The sequence below is a fragment of the Enterobacter cloacae complex sp. 372C4 genome (assembly GCF_050030615.1).
Lineage (GTDB): Bacteria > Pseudomonadota > Gammaproteobacteria > Enterobacterales > Enterobacteriaceae > Enterobacter > Enterobacter intestinihominis.
In genome coordinates, this window is sequence record NZ_JBLGUQ010000001.1 from 3532441 (window position 1) to 3554557 (window position 22117).

General features: G+C 57.5%; 17 protein-coding genes. 11 read left to right on the forward strand and 6 right to left on the reverse strand.

Annotated features, from left to right (window positions below):
• Window positions 1-54: 54 nt before the first annotated feature.
• Both ACQG11_RS17215 and mntS read right to left on the reverse strand, forming a co-directional pair.
• A complete protein-coding gene (locus tag ACQG11_RS17215; protein WP_022647524.1) occupies window positions 55-1638 on the reverse strand; it encodes a phosphoethanolamine transferase in 1584 nt (527 codons plus the stop codon).
• Between the two features lie 268 nt (window positions 1639-1906).
• On the reverse strand, window positions 1907-2035 hold the full coding sequence (mntS, locus tag ACQG11_RS17220) for a manganase accumulation protein MntS (protein WP_022647525.1): 129 nt from the start codon (window positions 2033-2035) through the stop codon (window positions 1907-1909).
• Window positions 2036-2217: 182 nt separating this feature from the next.
• Here mntS and mntR point away from each other — a divergent pair, with 182 nt between their 5' ends.
• The 9 genes from mntR (at window position 2218) to ACQG11_RS17265 (ending at window position 12870) form a co-directional block, all read left to right on the forward strand.
• Entirely contained in the window at window positions 2218-2691 is a 474-nt protein-coding gene (gene mntR / locus ACQG11_RS17225; RefSeq protein ID WP_022647526.1) for a manganese-binding transcriptional regulator MntR, read from the forward strand.
• Window positions 2688-3797: an anion transporter gene (locus ACQG11_RS17230; RefSeq protein WP_023299650.1), complete on the forward strand. Its 1110-nt coding sequence runs from the start codon at window positions 2688-2690 to the stop codon at window positions 3795-3797. Before mntR ends, ACQG11_RS17230 begins: the two co-directional genes overlap by 4 nt.
• Before the next feature lie 101 nt (window positions 3798-3898).
• Window positions 3899-4993: an HlyD family secretion protein gene (locus ACQG11_RS17235; RefSeq protein ID WP_023305746.1), complete on the forward strand. Its 1095-nt coding sequence runs from the start codon at window positions 3899-3901 to the stop codon at window positions 4991-4993.
• A complete protein-coding gene (locus ACQG11_RS17240) occupies window positions 4990-6561 on the forward strand; it encodes a DHA2 family efflux MFS transporter permease subunit (protein WP_426728618.1) in 1572 nt (523 codons plus the stop codon). Before ACQG11_RS17235 ends, ACQG11_RS17240 begins: the two co-directional genes overlap by 4 nt.
• The gene (locus ACQG11_RS17245) at window positions 6561-8084 is read left to right on the forward strand and encodes an efflux transporter outer membrane subunit (protein ID WP_058646137.1); all 1524 of its coding nucleotides are present in this window, start codon (window positions 6561-6563) and stop codon (window positions 8082-8084) included. The genes ACQG11_RS17240 and ACQG11_RS17245 overlap by 1 nt, the downstream gene beginning before the upstream one ends.
• 102 nt (window positions 8085-8186) lie before the next feature.
• The gene (locus ACQG11_RS17250; RefSeq protein WP_320683937.1) at window positions 8187-9227 is read left to right on the forward strand and encodes an aldo/keto reductase; all 1041 of its coding nucleotides are present in this window, start codon (window positions 8187-8189) and stop codon (window positions 9225-9227) included.
• 161 nt (window positions 9228-9388) lie between these two features.
• Window positions 9389-10765, forward strand: coding sequence for a glycoside hydrolase family 1 protein (locus ACQG11_RS17255; protein WP_063146189.1), 1377 nt, complete (start codon window positions 9389-9391; stop codon window positions 10763-10765).
• A 51-nt stretch (window positions 10766-10816) separates the two neighbouring features.
• The gene (locus ACQG11_RS17260) at window positions 10817-12139 is read left to right on the forward strand and encodes a PTS sugar transporter subunit IIC (protein ID WP_023299655.1); all 1323 of its coding nucleotides are present in this window, start codon (window positions 10817-10819) and stop codon (window positions 12137-12139) included.
• A 14-nt stretch (window positions 12140-12153) separates the two neighbouring features.
• Window positions 12154-12870, forward strand: a complete 717-nt coding sequence (locus ACQG11_RS17265; RefSeq protein ID WP_015571043.1) for a GntR family transcriptional regulator — start codon at window positions 12154-12156, stop codon at window positions 12868-12870.
• A 41-nt stretch (window positions 12871-12911) separates the two neighbouring features.
• On the opposite strand, the gene ldtB is transcribed toward ACQG11_RS17265, so the two are convergent.
• Complete coding sequence (ldtB, locus tag ACQG11_RS17270; RefSeq protein ID WP_003858435.1) at window positions 12912-13832, reverse strand: L,D-transpeptidase; 921 nt, start codon at window positions 13830-13832, stop codon at window positions 12912-12914.
• 222 nt (window positions 13833-14054) lie between these two features.
• On the opposite strand from ldtB, the gene ACQG11_RS17275 reads away from it, so the two are divergent.
• Window positions 14055-15650 carry an ABC-F family ATPase gene (locus ACQG11_RS17275; RefSeq protein ID WP_022647534.1) on the forward strand — a complete coding sequence of 532 codons (1596 nt, stop codon included), beginning with the start codon at window positions 14055-14057 and terminating at the stop codon, window positions 15648-15650.
• A 92-nt stretch (window positions 15651-15742) separates the two neighbouring features.
• On the opposite strand, the gene ACQG11_RS17280 is transcribed toward ACQG11_RS17275, so the two are convergent.
• Window positions 15743-18106, reverse strand: a complete 2364-nt coding sequence (locus tag ACQG11_RS17280) for a TIM-barrel domain-containing protein (RefSeq protein WP_426728619.1) — start codon at window positions 18104-18106, stop codon at window positions 15743-15745.
• 17 nt (window positions 18107-18123) lie between these two features.
• Window positions 18124-19425: an MFS transporter gene (locus tag ACQG11_RS17285; protein WP_023299659.1), complete on the reverse strand. Its 1302-nt coding sequence runs from the start codon at window positions 19423-19425 to the stop codon at window positions 18124-18126.
• Window positions 19426-19710: 285 nt separating this feature from the next.
• On the opposite strand from ACQG11_RS17285, the gene ACQG11_RS17290 reads away from it, so the two are divergent.
• Window positions 19711-20784 (forward strand): LacI family DNA-binding transcriptional regulator, encoded by a 1074-nt coding sequence (locus ACQG11_RS17290; RefSeq protein WP_063146186.1) that lies wholly within the window; start codon window positions 19711-19713, stop codon window positions 20782-20784.
• Here ACQG11_RS17290 and ACQG11_RS17295 read toward each other — a convergent pair.
• Window positions 20781-22037: a DUF1479 domain-containing protein gene (locus ACQG11_RS17295; RefSeq protein WP_169441020.1), complete on the reverse strand. Its 1257-nt coding sequence runs from the start codon at window positions 22035-22037 to the stop codon at window positions 20781-20783. The genes ACQG11_RS17290 and ACQG11_RS17295 overlap by 4 nt on opposite strands.
• Window positions 22038-22117 lie beyond the last annotated feature (80 nt).

The following is a 22117-nucleotide window of genomic DNA, read 5'->3' on the forward strand; positions in this document are numbered from 1 at the left end:
TCCCCGTGGGAGAGGGCCAGGGTGAGGGCATCAGCCTGCACGAGACGGCAGAGATCACTTACTCTTAATATCGAAAATATCCGTCCCCAGATGGTTATAGTCAACTTTCTGTAACCTGAAGTTGGTAATGTAAACTGGCGGGCCCTTCTTCCCGGAGATAAACGGGTAATCATTTTTTATCTCTTTCGCCTTAATCCCCGTCCACTGTGAGAAGAATTTCAGGAAATCGTTCGCGGAACGGCGCGCTTTGATGATGCGATGCGTTTTGTCATCACTCGACAGCACCATAAACGGTACCTGGAAGTTCTGCTGAAACTTGTCATCGTGGGCCAGATACTGCACCTCTTTACCGCGCTCCTTAAACGCCAGACCGTGGTCAGAGAAATAGACCATCGAGAAGCTATCGCCGCTGTTGCGCAGCTGCGCGTACAGCTTGCTGAGCAGATCGTCGGTTTGCGTCATGGTGTACAGATAACACGAGGTCTCTTTGGATTGCACAAACTCCGCATATTTTCCCCCGGTACGATCGCATGCCTGCGGGTGTGACCCCATCAGGTGCAGGACGATCAGCTGCGGCTGGGTGCGCTGAGTGGCAAAGACCTGCGCGGTCATTTTTAGCAACGCTTCATCTTTTGTGTTTTTATCGGCTTCGAAATCACCGCTTTTCAGGAACTGTACCTCGTCGGCACGCTTCGCGATGCTGGCAATGGCGGTATCATACTCGCCGATCTGCCCCTGGTTGGAGAACCACCACGTCTGAAAACCTGCCCGGTTGGCCAGGGTGACAAAATTATCCTGAAACTGCGGTTTTCCATCCACAACACGGTTGAGCGTCAGACCGAGAGATTTCTGCGTCGAACCGCTGGCCGCCACGTAATCGGTAAACAGCGTACCGTTGACGGAGCTGGCAAACGGCGTGTTATCCCAGTGACCGCCAAACGCGCCGAGCGCATCGCGACGCGCGCTTTCACCGATCACCACCACATAGGTGTGATACTTCGGTTTCACCGCCAGCACGTTCCAGGTATCTTTCATGGTGGAAAGCTCGGCCATACGCGCCTGCTCGTCGAGCACTTCCTCGTTATTCACTACCACGTCTTTAACGAAGCGAAACACCGGATACCCGGTATCTTTAAGCTTAAACACGCCGCCCCAGGCCAGATTTTGTACCGGCGCAACAAAAAACGTCACTACGCTAAAGGCCAGGCACAGGCTTTCAATTTTACCCCATGTTTTTTTCCCGACCTGCTTACGGCGAACCGCAATCACGCCGAGAGCAAAAATGAAAAGGCCAACCACGTAGTTGTACCACGGGAAGATCGTCAGGATCTCTGTAGACTCTTCCATATTGGTGGAGTGGAGCGCCAGCAGGGTATTAAAGTTCGGCGCGCCATAGGCCTGGCCGAACGGGAAATAGGCGGCAGCCACCAGAGAACAGATCCCGATAAGCACTTTCTGCATGCGCGGTGCGCTTCGCCATAGCAGGTGAAGAATGCAGGTGAACCCGACGGCATAAAGCAGGCTAAAGGGGTAGCCAAGAGCAAAGTTAATCAACAGCGATTGCAAAAAATAAAATCCCGTCCACGGGCTTAGGGCCCGGCTGCGGGTAACAAGTGTATCAATCAGGGTTACGTTCATAGATCACTATCACGAAAACGCCATGTGCTCACCCTGGCGTCAAGGGTCAAAGCCTGCCGGACAGTGCGTGGAAAGGGAATGGAGGTCCGCTTCAGCGAGCCGCAAATTGTGCAGGGCTGCAAGAAGATAGTGCGAGCGTGAATTAAGGTCAACAGTTGCTAAACAGATGTTTTGCGAAGGGGGCTGCAAATCCGCAAAAATAATCAGGAAAAAGCGAGTTTACAACGAAAGTGTGACAGGAAAATGAAGCGGCGTGCCGCGACGCCGCTTAGTGAGAAGATTTATCGTCCTGATGCGGTTTGGCGTTAAACATATCGCACAGCATGTTCAACAGCATTAGACGCACTTTAAAAGGAGAGTGGGTAAACACGTTCATACACCTCTTGAATTCATTCATAAGACCTCCTGATTCATGATCCCTTCGATCCGTGAAGGGTGACTGCATTACATACAGATATAGCACAGGCTATATTGTATAGCTATGGCTAATTCGTTAATTTTTTGTGCTTGTAGAGCTATGGTTTACAATGTGCGCTCCGTTACAGGGCGCTGGAAGCGTCAACCCATTGAGGAAGCACAATGAACCGTCGCGCAGGTAAGCCAACAACAAAAAAAACGACGCAACTGGTGAACGTTGAAGAACATGTGGAAGGCTTCCGCCAGGTGCGTGAGGCGCACCGCCGGGAGCTGATTGATGATTATGTCGAACTGATCTCCGATCTGATTCGTGAAGTTGGAGAAGCGCGCCAGGTGGATATGGCCGCACGCCTGGGGGTGTCGCAGCCAACCGTTGCCAAAATGTTAAAACGTCTGGCGTCGGTCGGGCTGATCGAGATGATCCCCTGGCGCGGGGTGTTTCTCACCGCTGAAGGCGAAAAGCTGGCGCAGGAGAGCCGCGAGCGCCATCAGATCGTCGAGAATTTTTTACTGGTGCTGGGCGTCAGCCCGGAAATTGCCCGTCGGGATGCCGAAGGTATGGAACACCACGTCAGCGAAGAGACGCTGGTGAAGTTCCGCGAATTTACGCTCAAATATGGCCCCGCCGCTGAATGAACATCCCCGGCTTGCAGGCCCTGAAACGCGATCGTTTTTTCCATCTTTTACTTATCACTGGCGTTGGGCTCAGCGTCTTTGTGCCCTTCACGCCGCACACCTGGCCGGCGGCCATAGACTGGCGCACCATTATTACCCTGAGCGGTTTGATGATGCTCACCAAAGGCGTAGAGCTGAGCGGCTATTTTGACGTGCTGGGGCGCAAAATGGTGCGCCGCTTCGCCACCGAGCGCAAACTGGCTCTGTTCATGGTCTTTTCGGCGGCGCTGCTGTCGACGTTCCTCACTAATGACGTAGCGCTGTTTATCGTGGTGCCGCTTACGCTCACGCTGCGTAAGCTGTGCGAAATACCGGTTACCCGTCTGATTATCTTTGAAGCGCTGGCCGTCAATGCAGGCTCGCTGCTCACGCCGATCGGTAACCCGCAGAACATTCTGCTGTGGGGACGCTCCGGCCTGTCGTTTACCGCATTTACCTGGCAGATGGCGCCGCTGGCGCTGGCGATCGTGGCGACGCTGCTGGTGGTGGGCTGGTTTGCTTTCCCGAATAAATCGTTGCAGTACCACAGCGGTACCACCGGCCCCCAGTGGCAGCCGCGTCTCGTCTGGAGCTGCCTGGGACTGTATATCGTTTTCATTACCGCGCTGGAGTTAAACCAGGCGCTGGCGGGCGCGCTGCTGGTGGCGTGTGGCTTCCTGTTCCTCGCCCGGCGGGTGCTGGTGAGTGTTGACTGGACGCTGCTGCTGGTGTTTATGGCGATGTTTATTGACGTGCATCTGCTGATCCAGCTCCCGGTATTGCAGACCGTTCTCCATAGCGTCAGCGGTCTGTCGCAACCGGGACTATGGCTGACGGCGATTGGTCTCTCGCAGGTGATCAGTAACGTGCCGTCCACCATTTTGCTGCTTAACTATGTTCCCCCAACGGTTCTGCTGGCGTGGGCGGTCAACGTCGGCGGCTTTGGGCTGCTGCCCGGCTCGCTGGCCAACCTCATCGCCCTGCGGATGGCCAACGATCGCCGCATCTGGTGGCGCTTCCATTTATGGTCAATCCCGATGCTGCTCTGGTCTGCGGCGGTCGGTTTCGGACTATTCCTTCTCATATAGTGCGCAATTTGTCAGTTTTTCCTGGCAAATGTATAGCAACGTCCTAGCTTTAGTGAACGGCATAGTGTGATGCCGCTCACTGACAGGACCGTTGCTGAACTATGGCAGAAGATCAAAATCCACCTGCTGACGAGCAGGATCAAAACAATAACGAGCGCAAGCGCCCGGGCAAAAAACCGTTAATTATCCTTGGCATCGTGGTCATCGTGATGGTGATCGTGGCGCTGGTCTGGTGGTTTTTAACCCGTAACGAAGAGACCACCGACGACGCCTTCACCGACGGCGACGTAGTGACCATTGCCCCAAAAACGGCAGGCTACGTTACCGAACTTCGCGTGCGGGATAACCAGCGTGTAAAGAAAGGGGATGTGCTGGTGGTGATCGATCCGCGTGATACCACCGCCCAGCGCGATCAGGCTCAGGCCCAGCTTGGGCTGGCGGTTGCGCAGTTGCATCAGGCGCAGGCGCAGCTGGCGCTCTCGAAGGTGCAATATCCCGCCCAGCGCGATGAAGCCAAAGCCCAGGTACTGAAAGCCCAGGCGGATATGACCAACGCTCAGGCGGAGTACCGCCGTCAGCGCGGCGTTGACCCCCGCGCGACCACACAACAAAGCATCGATGCCGCGAACGCTCAACTGCGGAGTGCCCAGGCGGGTCTGGCCAGCGCGCAGGCGCAGCTGGAGGTGGCGGAGCAGGTCCAGCTGCAAATCCGCCAGCAGGAGACTAACGTCGAAGCCCGCGAACGGCAGGTCGATCAGGCCAGAGCGCAGTTGGAAACCGCCAACCTGAACCTCTCTTATACCGAAGTCCGCGCCCCGTTCGACGGTTTTGTCACCAAACGCAACGTCCAGCCTGGTACGCTGGTGCAGGCAGGCACGGCACTGTTCTCGCTGGTTTCCCCGAACGTGTGGGTGGTGGCGAACTTCAAGGAGTCGCAGCTTGAACGTATGAAGCCGGGCGACAAAGTGACCGTGTCCGTCGATGCCTGGCCGGATATGGCGCTCGAAGGCCATATTGACAGCATCCAGCAGGGCAGCGGCTCGCGCTTCTCCGCCTTCCCGTCGGAAAACGCCACCGGTAACTTTGTGAAGATCGTTCAGCGCGTGCCGGTGAAAATCGTCATTGATAAGGGGCTGGATCCGAACAAACCGCTGCCGCTGGGGCTGTCGGTTGAACCGAAGGTCACCGTGGAATGACGGACAGCAGCCACGAAAACTGGAAGCCCGCCAGTAACCCGTGGGCGGTGGCGATTGTGGTCACCCTGGCGGTGTTTATGGAAATTCTGGACACCACCATCGTCAACGTGGCGCTGCCCCACGTCGCGGGGTCGCTCTCGGCCAGCTATGACGAATCCACCTGGGTGCTCACCAGCTACCTGGTGGCGAACGGCATCGTGCTGCCGATCTCGGCCTTCCTGAGCCGGCTGTTTGGCCGCAAGCAGTTCTTCCTGATCTGCATTGTGATGTTCACCATCTGCTCGTTCCTGTGCGGCATCGCCACCGAGCTTTGGCAAATCATCCTGTTCCGTGTGATGCAGGGCTTTTTTGGCGGCGGGTTGCAGCCCACGCAGCAATCGGTGCTGCTCGATTACTTCAAGCCGGAGGACAGGGGCAAAGCCTTTGGCCTTTCATCCATTGCCATTATCGTCGCGCCGGTACTTGGCCCGACGCTGGGAGGCTGGATCACCGATAACTACTCCTGGCGCTGGGTGTTCTTTATCAATATTCCGGTAGGGATTGTGACGGTGCTGGCCATCTATCAGCTGCTGGAAGATCCGCCGTGGGAGAAAAAGTCGGAAGAGAAGCTCACCGTCGACTGGACGGGGATCGGCCTGATCGCTCTCGGACTTGGCTGTTTGCAGGTGATGCTCGACCGGGGCGAAGATGATGACTGGTTCTATTCGAACTTTATCCGCACCTTCGCGGTACTGACGCTGGTCGGCATTATCGGCGCGATCTACTGGCTGATGTATGCCAAAAAGCCGGTGGTGGATCTGCACTGTATGAAGGATCGCAACTTTGCGATCTCCAGCCTGCTGATGGCGGGGATGTCGATGATCCTCTACGGCAGTTCGGTGGTTATTCCGCAACTGGCGCAGCAGGATTTGGGCTATACCGCCACCTGGTCCGGGCTGGTGCTCTCGCCCGGCGCGGTGCTGATTGTGCTGACTATTCCGCTGGTACTGAAGCTGATGCCGGTGGTGCAGACGCGCTGGATCATCGCCTTCGGCTTTACCTGCCTGGCGGTGTCGTTCTTCTGGTCCCGGACGCTGACGCCGGATATCGATTTCGAAACGCTGGTGCTGTTCCGCAGCGCCCAGTCGATTGGACTCGGGTTCCTGTTTGTGCCCCTTACCACCATCGCCTTTATCTCGATCCCGAGGCGGCTTAACGCCGACGCGGCGGCGCTGTTTACCATGTTCCGCAACGTGGCCGGCTCGATTGGGATTTCGCTCTCGACGGCGGCGATCACCGAGCGCTCACAGGCGCACAGCGCGCATCTGGCTTACCACGCTTCGCCGTTTAATGAGCAGTTCCAGCTGGCGATACGCGAAAGCGCCCAGGCGATCCAGAACTTCACCACTCAGGTGGGCGATCCGACCGGCATTGCCACCGGGCGGATGTACCAGACCATGATCGAGCAGTCGCGCTTTCTGGCCTACATTGACGTCTTCACCATTCTGAGCGCGGTGGCCTTCTTACTGATTCCGTTTTGTTTGTTGCTCTCGCCGGTTAAGAGCGAGGGGAGTGCAGGAGCACACTGATGATACACAGACGTTTACACCCCCTGATGATAATGATGCTGCTGGTGGGCTGCGCCGTCGGGCCGGACTACCAACAGCCTGCACCGCCCGCCACCACGCACTGGAACGATAAGGGCGACGGCGCGGTGAAATCACAAACGTCTTCCGCCGCCACCAACCCGCGCTGGTGGAAAACCTTCGGCTCGCCGCAGCTCGACAGCCTGATTGAACGCGCCATCGCCGGAAATCTGACGCTACAGCAAACCGTATTACGCATTGCCGGCGCGCGCGAACAGATTAACCAGGCCGGCGGGGCATTTTTCCCGTCGGTGAATGGCAATGTGCAGGCGACGCGCCAGCAGCTTGGGCTGGAAGGGGAGCTGAAATCCCACGGCGTGTATGACCAGTTGAATAATGTCGATCCGCAGTTGCGAAGCGCGTTAGGCCCGCTGACGCAGCCGATTAACCTCTATCAGGGCAGCTTCGACGCTCAGTGGGAAATCGACCTGTGGGGCAAGGTGCGCCGTCAGGTAGAAGCGGCCGAGGCGCAGCAGCGGGCGGCGATCGAGCAGCGTAACGATGCGCTGGTCTCGCTGGAAGCCGAAGTGGCGCGGGCGTGGCTACAGCTGCGAGGGGCGCAGAGCATCATTGCCACGCTTAATACGCAAATTGAAAGCGCGCAGCAGACGCTGGATCTGACCGAAAGCCGCCAGCGGGGCGGGCTGTCACCGCAGATGGACGTAGAAAACGCCCGGGCGCAGCTGGGCAATCTTGAAGCCCAATTGCCGCAGTATCAGGCGCAGGAACGCCAGGCGATGAACGGGCTGGCCATCCTGCTCGGCAAACCGCCGGGGGCGCTGGATGCCGAATTACAATCCGTGCAGCCGATGCCAGCGTTGCCGGATATTGTGCAAACCGGCATTCCGTCAACGCTGGCGCGTCGTCGCCCGGACGTGCGCGAAGCTGAGGCGAACCTCCATGCCGCTACGGCGCAAATTGGCGTCTCGGTAGCCGAACTGTTCCCAAGCTTCACCCTCTCCGGGCAGTTTGGCCTGCGTAACAGCGAATCCGGCTGGCTGACCGACTGGAGCAGCCACTTTTACAGCTTCGGTCCGCAGGTCTCCATCCCCATCTTCCAGGGCGGTCGGCTGGTCTCCAGCGTCAAGGTGGCCCGCGCACAGCAAGGGGCGGCGGTGCTGGACTATCGTCAGACGGTGCTGACGGCGCTCGGCGACGTTGAAAACGCGCTGGTGAGCTATCGCACTGACCAGCAGCGTGAGGCGGGCCTGGCGAAAACCATCGACGCGCTGCAAAACGCTTTTGATCTCGCCAGCGACAGCTACCGACAGGGGATCGCCAGTTTTATTGACGTGCTGGACGCCCAGCGTCAGCTCGCTCAGGCCGAACAGCAGCGGGCGCAGGCGCAGGTGCAGAGCGCGCTTGACCTGGTGGCGCTCTACAAAGCCCTCGGCGGCGGCTGGGAGCCGTATCAGCAGGTTCAGCTGCCAGACTACAGCGTCTTTGGCGATGCCCCGCGCGGATAGATTCAGAGGATTGGGCAAGAAACGGACAGGAACGCCACATTCGCGATGGCTGGGGGGCGGGTATAACTAACAGACACCCAATCGACATGCGAGGAAAGCGTTATGCGTTATCAAAAACTGGGCAATACCGGACTGTTTGTTTCTGAACTCTGCCTCGGCACCATGACCTTCGGCGGCGAGGGCGGCATGTGGGGCAAGATTGGCCAGCTAAGGCAAAACGAAGCCGAGCAGCTGGTGGGCCGCGCGCTGGACGCGGGCATCAACTTTATCGACACTGCCGACGTCTATTCGGAAGGACGCTCGGAGGAGATCCTCGGGCAGGCGCTGAAAAACCTGAACGTTCCACGTGAAAACGTGGTGGTCGCCACAAAGGTGTTTGGTGAAACGGGCACGGCGGGAGTGAACTCACGCGGCGGCTCGCGCTATCACATTATCGACAGCGTAAAGAAGAGCCTGCGCCGCCTGCAGCTCGATCATATCGATCTCTATCAGCTGCACGGTTTCGACCCCGCGACCCCCATCGAGGAGACGCTTTACGCACTGGATAACCTTGTGCAGCACGGTCACGTGCGATACATCGGCGTTTCGAACTGGACTGCGTGGCAGATTGCCAAAGCGCTCGGTATTTCTGACCGTCTTGGGCTGGCGCGTTTCGCATCGTTGCAGGCGTATTACACCATTGCCGGACGTGACCTGGAGCGCGAGCTGGTGCCGATGATGCAGAGCGAAGGCGTCGGATTGATGGTCTGGAGCCCGCTGGCGGGCGGCCTGCTGAGCGGAAAATACGGTCGTGACGGGCAGAGCGAAACCGGAGGCCGCCGTCTGGAATTTGACTTCCCGCCGGTGAATAAAGATCGCGCCTTCGACTGCGTGGACGTAATGCGCGTCATTGCCGAGCGTAGGGGCGTCTCCGTGGCGCAAATCGCGCTGGCATGGCTGCTGCATCAAAAAGCGGTGACCAGCGTCATTATTGGTGCGAAACGCGTCGATCAGCTGGACGATAATATTGCCGCCACCGGGATCCGTTTAAGCGAAGACGAGCTTAAACAGCTTGATGCCGTCAGCGCGCTGCCGCGCGAATATCCAGGCTGGATGCTGGAGCGGCAGGGGGAATACCGTCGTAGTCAGCTCGCGCAGCAGTAACCTTCCTTTTCCCCGGTGGCGCTTCGCTTACCGGGGCTACTATCTCTGGTCTTTATTTCAACCCACCTCACAAAAAATGCTCCTTCTCTTTGCCTGATGTTTGATCTCGATCTATATGACTAGTCATGAAATTTAAATGACTAGTCATATAGGGAGCAATCATGAACAAATCACTGCCAGCCAACTTTTTATGGGGCAACTCGGTATCCAGCATGCAGACGGAAGGGGCATGGAATGAGGGCGGGAAGGGGATGTCGGTATATGACATTCGGGAAGCAGGAGAAAACATCTCCGACTGGAAAGTGGCGACCGACTCCTACCACCGCTACCGGGAAGATTTCGATCTGATGCAGGATCTGGGCATGAACTGCTACCGCTTCCAGATCTCCTGGAGCCGCGTCTGCCCGCAGGGTGACGGCGAGTTCAACGCCGAAGGTATCGCGTTTTACGACAGCTTTATTAACGATCTGCTCGCCCGCGGTATTGAGCCGATGGTCTGCCTCTACCACTTCGATATGCCGCTGGCGCTGGCGCAGGAGTACAACGGCTTCAACGACCGCCGGGTGATGGAGGCCTTTATCCGCTACGGCAAGAAGATGATCGACTGCTACGGCGATCGCGTGAAGTACTGGCTGACCTTCAACGAGCAGAACATTTTCCATATGCCGGAAGCTTTTCGCATTTCCGGTTACATGAAAGGCGAGCAAACCCTGCGCGAGCTGTATGAGCTTCAGCACCATGCGATGGTGGCGCACATGACTCTGACCGAATACCTGCACCAGACTAAGCCAGGCAAGCTGATGGGCGGCATGCTGGCGCACCAGTTGATTTATCCAGCCACCTGCAAACCGCGCGATATCTTCTGCGCCCAGCAGTACGACGAATTCCTCAACCAGAACCTGCTGCGCGTCTTCGCGGGACAGGGCTACAGCCCGGCGGTGATGGCGGTGGTGGAGCAGGAGGGCTTCGGTGATATCTACCGCGCAGACGATCTCGCGCTGTTTGCGCGCACGAAGAACGACTTTATGGCCTTCAGCTATTACGCCAGCAAAACGCTGGACAGCGATGCCATCCCGGAAGGCACGCCGGTGAACCATTACCTGCTGCATGGCGAGAAAAATAACCCGTACCTGAAAGCCACCGAGTGGAACTGGCAGATCGACCCGCTGGGCTTTCGCACCATCATCACCCGCTATGCCAACGACTGGCGGATGCCGGTATTCCCGATTGAAAACGGCATCGGCGTGATCGAGTCCTGGGACGGGGTAAACCCGATCGAGGACACCTACCGCATCGACTACCACCGGGCGCACATCGAGGCGATGAAAGCGGCAATATTCGAGGACGGGGCAGAGGTAATGGGCTACCTCGGCTGGGGCTTAATCGACATTCTCAGCTCGCAGGGTGACATGCGTAAGCGCTACGGCGTGGTCTACGTCAACCGTGAAAATCACGACCTGAAAGACCTTAAGCGCGTGCCGAAGAAGAGCTACGCGTGGTTAAAACAGGTTATCCATACTAACGGACGCGAGATGTAAGCCGTACGCTGCCGGGCCGTTTTTGTGACTGATTGATGGGAATACTCCGCTATGTCTGAAACAAAAATAACACCGCACATGCAGTCTTTTGTCGATAAATTTGTTGAGTTCTCGGCGCGCCTGGCAAACCAGGTACACCTGCGATCCCTGCGGGACGCTTTCGCCACGGTGATGCCGATTTTCATCCTCGCCGGTCTGGCGGTGCTGGTGAACAACGTCGTGTTTCCATGGGTGCTGGAAGGCGACACGCTCACGCAGTTTAAGGTGTGGGGCGAGGCGATTATCAACGGCACGCTGAACATCGCCGCGCTGCTGCTGGCACCGATGATCGCCTGGTCGCTGGCGCGCAACAAAGATTTCGACAATCCGGTCTCGGCAGTGGTTATCGCCGTCAGCAGCTTCATCATCATGATGCCGATGCGCTTACAGATTACGCCTGTCGGCAGCGACGCCACGGTGAACGTCACCCAGGTGCTGACGTTCGCCAATATCGGCTCCACCGGGATTTTCGCCGGGGTGCTGATTGGGCTGCTCTCAACCGAGTTGTTTATCGCCATTTCACGGCTGAAGGCGCTGCACATTTCGCTGGGGGAGAACGTGCCTCCGGCGGTGAGCAAATCCTTTACCGCGCTGATCCCGACAATCCTCACGCTCTCCCTGTTTGCGGTGCTGGCGGCCATACTGGCGAACGTGCTGCATACGGATCTGATCCATCTCATTACGACATTCATTCAGCAGCCGCTGCGGCTGATCAACACCAGTCTGCCCGGGACGATCTTCATTTACAGCTTCGGTAACTTCCTGTTCACGCTCGGTATTCATCAGTCGGTAGTCAACAGCGTGGTGCTGGAGCCGTTTCTGCTGATCAACACCAACGAGAACATGCTGGCCTTTGCCAACGGCCAGCCGATCCCACACATCATCAACAACATCTTTGTGCCGACCTTTGGCATGGTGGGCGGGACGGGCAGCACTATCTCATTGCTGATCGCTATCTTCATCTTCTCAAGACAGAAATCAGCGAAGCAGGTGGCGCGTCTGTCACTGGCGCCGGGTCTGTTCAACATCAACGAGCCGGTGATTTTCGGCCTGCCGATTGTCTTTAACCTGCCGCTGATGATCCCGTTTGTGCTGCTGCCCGCCATCGGGATTTACTTTGCGTGGCTCTGTACCACGCTGGGTCTGATGTCGCGCTGCGTGGTGATGATCCCGTGGACCACGCCGCCGATCCTCAGCGCCTGGCTGGCGACGGCGGGGGACTGGCGGGCGGTGGTGGTGCAGTTGGCAATCATCGTATTTGGTGTATTCTTCTACCTGCCTTTCCTCAAGGTGGCCGAGCGAGTGGCCGTGAAAAACAGCGGGACAGAAAACTAATTTAAGGAAGGAAGATGGCGGCGAAGTACATCACCATAGCGCGGGAAATTAAGAAACGCATTATTACCCAGCAGTACGCCGCCAATGAACCGTTGCCGGACCAGTTCGCGCTGGCGGCGGAATTCAGCACCAGCCGGATGACCATTCAGCAGGCGATGCGTCAGCTGATCGTAGAAGGGCTGGTCTATACCCGGCAGGGACAGGGCACGTTCATCCGCAAAAATTTCCTCCAGCTTTCCCAGTGGGATCTCTCCGGCAGCGACTACTTTGGGGCGACCAAAACCTGGGAACATTTAGGCACGGTGACGAGCCAGGTGGTGCACTTCGAACTTCGCTTCCCGAACGAGAAAGAGCAGGCCTCGCTGATGATAAATCCGGATACGCCGATCTATGACTTCATCCGTCTGCGTTTACTCAACGGTGAGCCGATGTCCCTGGACGCCACGGTGATGCCGCTCAATCTGGTGCCCGGCCTGAACAAAACCCATCTTGAAAGTTCGGTATTCCGGTATGTGCAGGAGACGCTGGGGCTGAAGATCATGGGATCGTATCGTGTGGTGCGGGCGCTGAAGCCCAGTGCGCTGGATATGCAGCATCTGGTCTGTGAGCCAACCGACCCGGTGCTGGAGGTGGAGCAGGTGATCTATCTGGAAGATGGTACGCCGCTGGAGTACGCCCATTGTCACTATCGCTATGACCATGGCGGCATCGTAATTGTGAATAACGGATAAAAAAAAGCGGGCCTCGAGGCCCGCTTTGTTCGTGCTCGCGATTAGTTCAAACGCACCGGCATACCGGAACGGTTCTGAATCGCCTGGTCAACGATGGTCGTGTCAACATCCGCCTGAGAGGTAACGGACTGCACCGCGCTGGTCAGCTTAATCGGTACGATTTCGTTGTTGTTGATCTGATCTTCGCTGGTGGACAGCGGGTTATGCACTTCAATGTAACGGCTGCCGTCCGGCTCTGACGTCGCTTTCACCGGTTCGTTAATGAACTGCACGCGCGTACCGACCGGCACGTTATCGAACAGGAATTTGATGTCTTCATTACGCAGACGTACGCAGCCGTGGCTTACGCGCAGGCCGATACCGAAGTTGGCGTTAGTACCGTGGATGGCATACAGACGACCAATGTACAGCGCGTACAGACCCATCGGGTTATCCGGGCCAGCAGGCACAACGGCCGGCAGCGGTTCACCGGCAGCAATGTACTCAGCGTGCATTTTGGCGGTCGGCGTCCAGGTTGGGCCCGCTTTCTTACGCTCCACTTTGGTGGTCCAGTTCAGCGGGGTGTCTTTACCCAGCTGACCGATACCGATAGGCAGCACGATCACAGTGTTGGTGCCTTTCGGGTAGTAATACAGACGCATTTCGGCGCTGTTAATCACGATACCTTCGTGCACGGTATCCGGCAGGATTAGCTGCTGTGGAATGTTGAGTACGGTACCCGCTTTCGGCAGATACGGGTCAACGCCCGGGTTCGCTTCCAGCATGTTAGACAGGCCGAGCTGATACTGCGCCGCGAAGTATTCCAGCGGCTGAGTGTTACCTTCCGGAACCGTCACCACCTGGTTTTCACCCACCAGACGGCTTCCGTCTGTCGGCAGGGGATACGTCACCGCAGACGCGGTCTTACAAAAACCTACTACGGCTAACGCCGCCGCAAAAAGCGTTGTTAATTTCATGTTCATGTTATGCGAGGTATCTAAGCCATTCTGGCGATGAGTTGAGAAGTCTGAATCTGTAATGGGAGCGCATTATATGTGCATTCCCGTTAACTGGGAATTCAGATGTGTACGAAATCACATTTTTTTCGATTTTGTTAAAGTTTAGTGGATTACCGCAACACAGGATCTCAATTCGGAATTGTGGCATAATGCCGCGTTTATCACACTTTTCGCAGGAATCTCTCCGTGTTAGTTACCAGCAACGTCACTATGCAGTTTGGCAGTAAGCCGCTGTTCGAAAATATTTCCGTCAAATTTGGCGGCGGCAACCGTTACGGCCTGATTGGTGCCAACGGTAGCGGAAAATCCACCTTTATGAAGATCCTCGGCGGTGACCTGGAGCCGACGCTGGGCAACGTGTCGCTCGACCCGAACGAGCGTATCGGTAAGCTGCGTCAGGATCAGTTCGCCTTCGAAGAGTTCACCGTGCTCGACACCGTGATCATGGGGCATGCGGAGCTGTGGGAAGTGAAGCAGGAGCGCGATCGTATCTACGGTCTCGCTGAGATGAGCGAAGAAGACGGTTACAAAGTGGCCGACCTGGAAACGCAATACGGCGAAATGGACGGCTACTCTGCGGAAGCGCGTGCGGGCGAACTGCTGCTGGGCGTCGGCATTCCTGTTGAACAGCATTATGGTCCGATGAGCGAAGTTGCGCCAGGCTGGAAGCTGCGTGTGCTGCTGGCGCAGGCGCTGTTCTCTAACCCGGACATCCTGCTGCTCGACGAACCGACCAACAACCTGGACATCGACACCATCCGCTGGCTGGAGCAGACCCTGAACGATCGCGACAGCACCATGATCATCATCTCGCACGACCGTCACTTCCTTAACATGGTGTGTACGCACATGGCGGATCTGGATTACGGCGAGCTGCGCGTTTATCCGGGTAACTACGATGAGTACATGACGGCGGCAACCCAGGCGCGTGAACGTCTGCTTGCCGACAACGCCAAGAAGAAAGCGCAGATTGCGGACCTGCAATCCTTCGTGAGCCGCTTCAGCGCCAACGCCTCTAAATCGCGCCAGGCAACGTCGCGAGCCCGTCAGATCGACAAAATCAAGCTCGAAGAGGTAAAAGCCTCCAGCCGTCAGAACCCGTTCATCCGCTTCGAGCAGGACAAGAAGCTGTTCCGTAACGCGCTGGAAGTGGAAGCCCTCACCAAAGGCTTCGATGAAGGCCCGCTGTTCAAAAACTTCAACCTGCTGCTGGAAGTGGGCGAGAAGATTGCTATCCTGGGTGCCAACGGCGTGGGTAAATCCACTATGCTGAAAACTCTGGTGGGCGAAATGCAACCGGATAACGGTACCGTGAAATGGTCTGAAAACGCGCAGATTGGTTACTACGCGCAGGACCATGAATATGAGTTCGAAAACGATCTGACCGTCTTCGACTGGATGAGCCAGTGGAAGCAGGAAGGCGACGACGAGCAGGCGGTACGCAGCATTCTGGGGCGTCTGCTGTTCAGCCAGGACGACATCAAAAAGCCCGCCAAAGTGCTCTCCGGTGGTGAAAAGGGCCGTATGCTGTTCGGCAAGCTGATGATGGAAAAACCGAATATCCTGGTGATGGACGAACCAACCAACCACCTGGATATGGAATCGATCGAATCCCTGAACATGGCGCTGGAGATGTATCAGGGCACCCTAATCTTCGTCTCTCACGACCGTGAGTTCGTCAGCTCCCTGGCGACCCGCGTGATCGAAATCACGCCAGAGCGCGTGGTGGACTTCACCGGTAACTACGAAGATTACCTGCGCAGTAAAGGTATCGAGAGTTAAAAAAATAGCCGGGTGGCGGCTTCGCCTTACCCGGCCTACGTTCTATCCCCTCTCCCTGTGGGAGTGGGTTAGGGTGAGGGCATCAGGCCGCACTAAACCACCCACTCGCCCCCTTCAACCCCGTTCACCCGCAGCGTACGTTTTTCCCCCGTCGGTAACGACACCTTCAGTGCCTTCCATGCCGGACGATAGTCGCCGCGCGCATTCACCTTCAGGTTGATACTTGCGCCGTCGCACACCATCTCCCATTCCACCCACAGCGCATTGCCGTTCAGGTAGCCCCAGCTTTCGCCGTCATCCTCAAACAGCAGCCCGGAGGGGGTGCCGACGCCTTTCACCGGGAACAGTTTTAGCTCACGGGTAACGTCTTTATCGGCGCTCACGTGACGGATGCGTTCGCTGAGCGGCAAACCGGCCCCTGCGCGCACCAGAAGCGGCAGCTTTTCCAGCGGCGCATCAAGGACGATCGATTGCCCGCCCGCATACCACGTGTGGGTGTAAAAATCGTACCAGCCGGTTTCGTTATCCGGCAGCCAGACGCGGCGCTCGCGCTGCCCGGCTTCGACGACGCTGGCCACCAGCAGGTCACGGCCCAGCAGGAAGTCGTCGCACTCTTCAAAGGTCTGCGCATCGTGTTCATGATCGAGGAAGGTCGGGCGCAGCATCGGCTCGTCGTCGGCGTGCGCCTGCCAGAGCAGGGTGTAGAGATACGGCAGCAGGCGATAGCGCAGTTCAATGGCGCTGCGAATCGCAGGGGTCACGCCCGGGTACATCCACGGTTCGTTCACGGTGCGATCGTCATTCCACGAGTGGATGGTAAAGCGCGGATGCATCACGCCGTTCTGTACCCAGCGCACGAACAGCTCGGCATCCGGCTTGTCGCCGGAGAAACCGCCGACGTCGTGACCGACGTTGAACAGTCCGGACAGGCTCATGCCCAGGCCCATGCGGATGTTATAGCGCAGGGTGTCCCAGTTGGTACGGTTGTCGCCGCTCCAGGTCTGAACGTAGCGCTGCATTCCGGCACAGCCGGAGCGGGAGATCAGATACGGACGTTTATCCGGCGCAAAGCGCTGCTGTGCTTCCAGCGAGGCGCGCATCATCAGCAGCGGCATCACCGGGCGAATATGCTTGATGGCGATCGCCTGGCCGAAGCCATAGCAGCGCGCTTCCCCGTCCCACACTTCATACTCGTTGTTGTCGTTCCAGGTGGAGTCGATGCCCATTTCCAGCAGCTGCGTGGTCACGCCGTTCTGCCACCACTGCACCGTCTGCGGGTTGGTGAAGTCGAGATGCGATCCTTCGTCATCCCAGAAGCTGGAACGTTCAGGCGCATCGGTTTCTGAATCGCGAATGAACAGGCCGCGTTCCGCCACTTCGCCGTAGCGGGGATGATCCTGCAACAGACACGGCTTGATGTTTGCCGCAAGCCGCAGCCCCGCGTCGTGGAACGCCTGGCTCATCACCTTCGGCTGCGGCACTTTGTCGTAGTTCCAGTTAAAAACGTAGCGCTTGCCGTTAATCGAGGTATAGCCGGAGGAGAGCTGGAACGAGTCGCACGGAATGGCATGCTCATCGCACAGGCGGATGAAGTTCATCAGCTGGTCCTGCGCGTCCGGCGCGTCGGTGTAGTGCATGGTCGAGCCGCTGTAGCCCAGGCTCCACTTCGGTCCGAACAGCGTTTTCCCCGTCAGGCGCACGAAGGCTTTCGTCACGTCCAGCACGCGCTTGCCGGTGAAGAGGTAGTAGTCAATATCGCCCGCTTCCGCCTGCCAGCGGCGGTAGGCGGTGTGATAGTTGTCGATCTCGTTACCCAGATCCAGCCAGCAGCTGCTCAGGTTATCGTAGAACAGGCCGTAGCTCACGTCATCGCGACGGGTGAGGGTGAACGGGATGTGCTTGTACAGCGGATCGGTGCTGGCGGCGTTATAGCCCATCGCGTCCAGGTTACGCATCTCATAGCGTTTGCCGTTACGCTGTAAATCCCCCGCTTTCTCACCCAGACCGTAAAAACGTTCATCCTTGCGACGGCTGAGATAGTGCGCCACGCCGTCACCGTGGGCATTGAGCAGGTAGGCGCTGGTGGGACGGTCGTTAACCAGCGGCTGCCACTCGCCCGCTTCATTGCGGTAGTGCCACTCCAGCCACAGGGGCTGGTGGACGGTGACGCGCAGTTGTTCGGTCGCTACGGTTAACGCATCGCCCTGCTGCGTCAGTGTCCAGGCCGGGCAGGTGAAGCCGCTGACATCGTCGCGACGGCGGCCTTCCCACGGTACGTCTTGTTCCGGCGCGATGCTCCAGGTGCGGTCCAGCGCCAGCTGGCCTTTACGCTTGATCAGCACGCGGAACAGATTCTCTTCCAGCACATACAGGCACAGACGGTGCTGGTTATCCACCAGCAGTTCCAGATGATTCGCTGACTGCGTATCGATGGTCCAGTTTTTCAGGGTTTTCATATGCAATACATCCACTATCAGGCGCGCTTGGCGCGACGTTCAGCAATAAATGCCACCAGGAAGAAAGCGCCAATCAGGTCAAAGAAGCCCATGGCGATAAAGAGCGGGTTGAAGCCGATTTTGTCGGCGGTCACCCCAATCAAAAGAGAGAACAGGAAGCTGGCGATCCACGCCGCCGAGCCGCGCATGCCGTTAACCGTCGCCATCTGGCCCTTGTCGAACGACTCCACGACCAGCGCGCTCAGCATGCAGGAGATAATCTGGTGGCCGAAACCGCCGATGGAGATCAGCACGATGGTGATATACGGGTCGCGGGTCACGGCCACAACGGCCAGAGAAATCATCAGAAACGCGCCGGTCACTGAACTTGCCACCACCGAGTTGACGCGGGTGCAGCCGAACCAGCGGGTGTAAAGCCGGGTGAGGTAGCCGCTCGCCACGCTGCCGAGGTCGGCGGCGAGGAACGGCAGCCAGGCGAACATCGCGATCTGTTTCAAATCCATGCCGTGCTCTTTGGCGAGGTAAAGCGGCACCCAGAAGCTCAGCACCGCCCAGGCGGGTTCCGCCATAAAGGCCGGAATGGCGATACCGTAGAACCGTTTGTTCTTCGAGACGGTTTTCAGCGCGGTCAGAAAGGGCAGCCTGACCGGTGCGGGTTCGTTATCCTGTTTGATAAACGCCAGCTCGTCGCGGCTCAGGTTCGGGTGCTGCTCCGGGTTGTGATAGAAGATCCACCACAGGATCACCCACAGCAGCGCCAGTACGCCGGTAAACATAAACGCACCCTGCCAGCCGAACGACGCATGAGCGAAGTAAATGATTGGCGGAGCCAGCATCGCACCGATGGAGAAGCCCACGCCCGCCCAACCGGCGGCAACAGGACGCTCTGATTTCGGGAACCATTCACCGATGGTTTTGGCGTTCGCTGGCGTGGCGGCGGCTTCGGACGCGCCCATAAAGAAGCGCAGGATCGCGAGATGCAGCCAGCTCCCGGCACCTGCGTGGAAGATACACATCAGCGCCCAAATCCCGGCGCAGACCATAAAGCCTATCTTGAGGCCGATAACGTCAATCAGCCAGCCGCACAGGGGCTGGAAAATGGTATAGGCGATCTGGAACGCGCCGACGATCCAAGAGTATTGCTCGGTGGTGATACCAAGGCTCTCTTTCAGCTCGGGGGCGAGAATACCTAACGAGTTACGGGTGATGTAGTTTACGGTCACGCCAAGAAGAAACAGCACCAGTACGTACCAGCGCAGATTCTTAATGACGCGACGGGTTTTGCTTGTCGCAACGGTGTTGTTGATGTCCTGACTCATTTTCTTCTCCACAAGACGGACGGTAAGGGACAAAGGTTCAGGTGTCACACAGCGTCAGGCGTTTGAAAGTTATCTGTTTTAGAGTGCTAAGCTGCTATACAACTAGTATGGAAGTTGTGTGACAGGTTCACCTTAAGAGAGAAATTGAGCAGGAAATAGTGTATTTTGTGCAAACTTTCTCATAACCGAGGTTTAATTTTCGGCATTATGGCCTTCTCGCAAGTTATTACCTGATAAAGATGTTGTGAAAATTTTTTCATTTCACTTCCGGAGCCAGATCACAAAATGGATAAAAGGCTTAAAATCACCGAAATCGCCGCCCGTACCCGGCTCTCCATCAGCACCGTTTCCCGCGTGCTGGCGGGAAAGGCAAACACCAGCGAAAAAGCACGGGCAACGGTGCTGGCATGCGCGCGGGAGCTGGGGGTAATGGAGGGCATGGCGGCGGGGCGTCTGCTGCTTAACAGCCTGATGGTGTTTGCCCCGCAGCGGGCGTTTGATGAGCGGTCCGACATCTTTTACTACCGCGTCATCCAGAGCGTGAGCAAAGGGCTGGCTTCGCACGAGGTTCGCCTGCGTTACTGTGCGCTGGAGGAGAACGACAGCGATGCCCAGCTGTTTCTGGCCCGCATGAACGAAGCGGACACCCAGGCGGCGATCCTCCTCGGTATCGACGATCAGCATATCCACGATCTGGCGGTAGACGTGGGCAAACCCTGCATGCTGATTAACTGCCGGGACCGCCACATGCGCCTGCCCGCCGTCGCGCCGGATCACCGCGCCATTGGCGAGCGGGCGGCGGAGTACCTGTTCGAGATGGGGCACCGGGAGGTGATGAATGTGCTGTGTCTGCGTCGCTATACCATGGAGTTGCGCCTGGCGGGGATCCGCGACGCGTGGCACGGCCATAACCTCAGGTTCAGCGACCGGCGCGATCTGCTGATGGTGCCAAGCTTCAGCGCCAAAGAGACGGAGCAACTGGTGAGTGAGTGGCTTCACCAGCAAAAAGGGAAAGATCTGCCGACGGCGTTCCTGGTGGGCGGCGACTTTATGGCGGCGGGGACCATCAGCGCCCTGCAAAAACACGGTCTGCGCGTGCCGCAGGATGTCTCGGTGATGAGCATCGACGGCTTTAATCTCGCGGCGATTCAGGATGTGCCTCTGACGGCGGTGCATGTCCCGCGCGATGAGCTGGGAACAGAAGCGGTATATATGCTCCAGCAGCGGCTGATGCGCCCGGACGCGCCGGTCGGAACATTGCTGCTAAACGGCACGCTGGCCGTGCGGGAATCGGTACGGCGGATACGTCAGGGAAAACGACGCACCGCCGTTGAGCGGGAAGGGCTTTACGACAGTTAAGCCATGCCCAGCGCGCGCTTGCCGTGGATGTTCAGATCGTTCACGGTGAAACGGTCCTGCCAGCTTTTCTCATAATCCTCGCGCGGGAAATCTCCCGGTGACGCGCCGGTTTCCAGCGCTTCCTTAACCTTTTTCGCGTAGGCGAGGTTTTTCTCGCACATCGGCGCGGCAGGAATATACATCACGTTGCCCCAGCCCTGTTGGTTTTCCACCGGCGCGACCGAGTGGATCACATCGCAGTGCCACCAGACAGAATCACCGGCTTCCAGCGCGGGAATGCTGGTCAACGATTCGATGAGCAGCGGATGCCACTTCTCAGAAATCGGCAGCACGCGCCCCGGCGCCACGCCGCACAGTTCGTCTTCCGGCACGTCGTCCAGCAGCGGACGCAGCAGAATGTAAGCCATCGCTTCCGGGATCGGCACCACGTGCAGCAGCCCCTGGCCGGGGATCATGTCCGACAGTGCCGTCCAGCCCTGGAAGGTGCGGAACACGGAGCATTTGGTGGTGTTATCCACCGTGTACTCTTCCACCTCGGTACGGTGCGCAGCATTCCACGGATCGTATTTCTCAACGTTGCCGTCAAACACGCGGGCAAAGACCTGCTGATAAGCGGGCAGCAGCCAGCGCTCCAGCGCGCCGGAATCGGTGTGTGCGCCAAGTCCTTTCGAGGTTGTTCCTGGTGGGCGGCGGCGAATGCGGTCCGGATAAATTACGCTCACGTCCGGGTCGAACCACTGCTTACCGTTGCTCTCAAATGTCCATAAACGATTCAGGAACGACTGTACCTGTGCCATCTCTTCACTCTGGCGCGCCTGCATTTGCGCCTGAGACCAGTAGATCGGATAAATCTCCGGGCGAGAGGCCGTTAAGGTGCCGAAGAAGTTATCGCCGGGTCCTTTGTAAACCTCGTCAAACTTATTCAGATCGAGGTAGTCGAGCATCGATTGATCCCATGCCAGCGCCTGCTCGCGCGGGAAGTGGCTTTTGATCACCGCGCAGCCGCGACGTTTAACCGCTTCGCGCTGTTCGGCGGTGATCGTACCGTTTTTCACATCCGTAAAGGGGATTACCGGCCATACGGATTCACCTTTATTTTTAAGGGCGTTAATTTCCGCCACGCGTGCGGCGATTTTGTCGCTAAGCCGGTCGAACACTGCCTGCACGTCACCGATCTGGGCCCGTAGCGCGCGTTTCATCTGACGAATTGCCGCTTTGTGGTCCGCTGGCAACGTTTCGCTGGTAAAGGTCATAACTGCCTCGCATCTTTCATTCGAAAGTAAAAGTGTCTACAAGTGATACTTTAAGTTAAAAATAAGTTAATGCAAGTTTA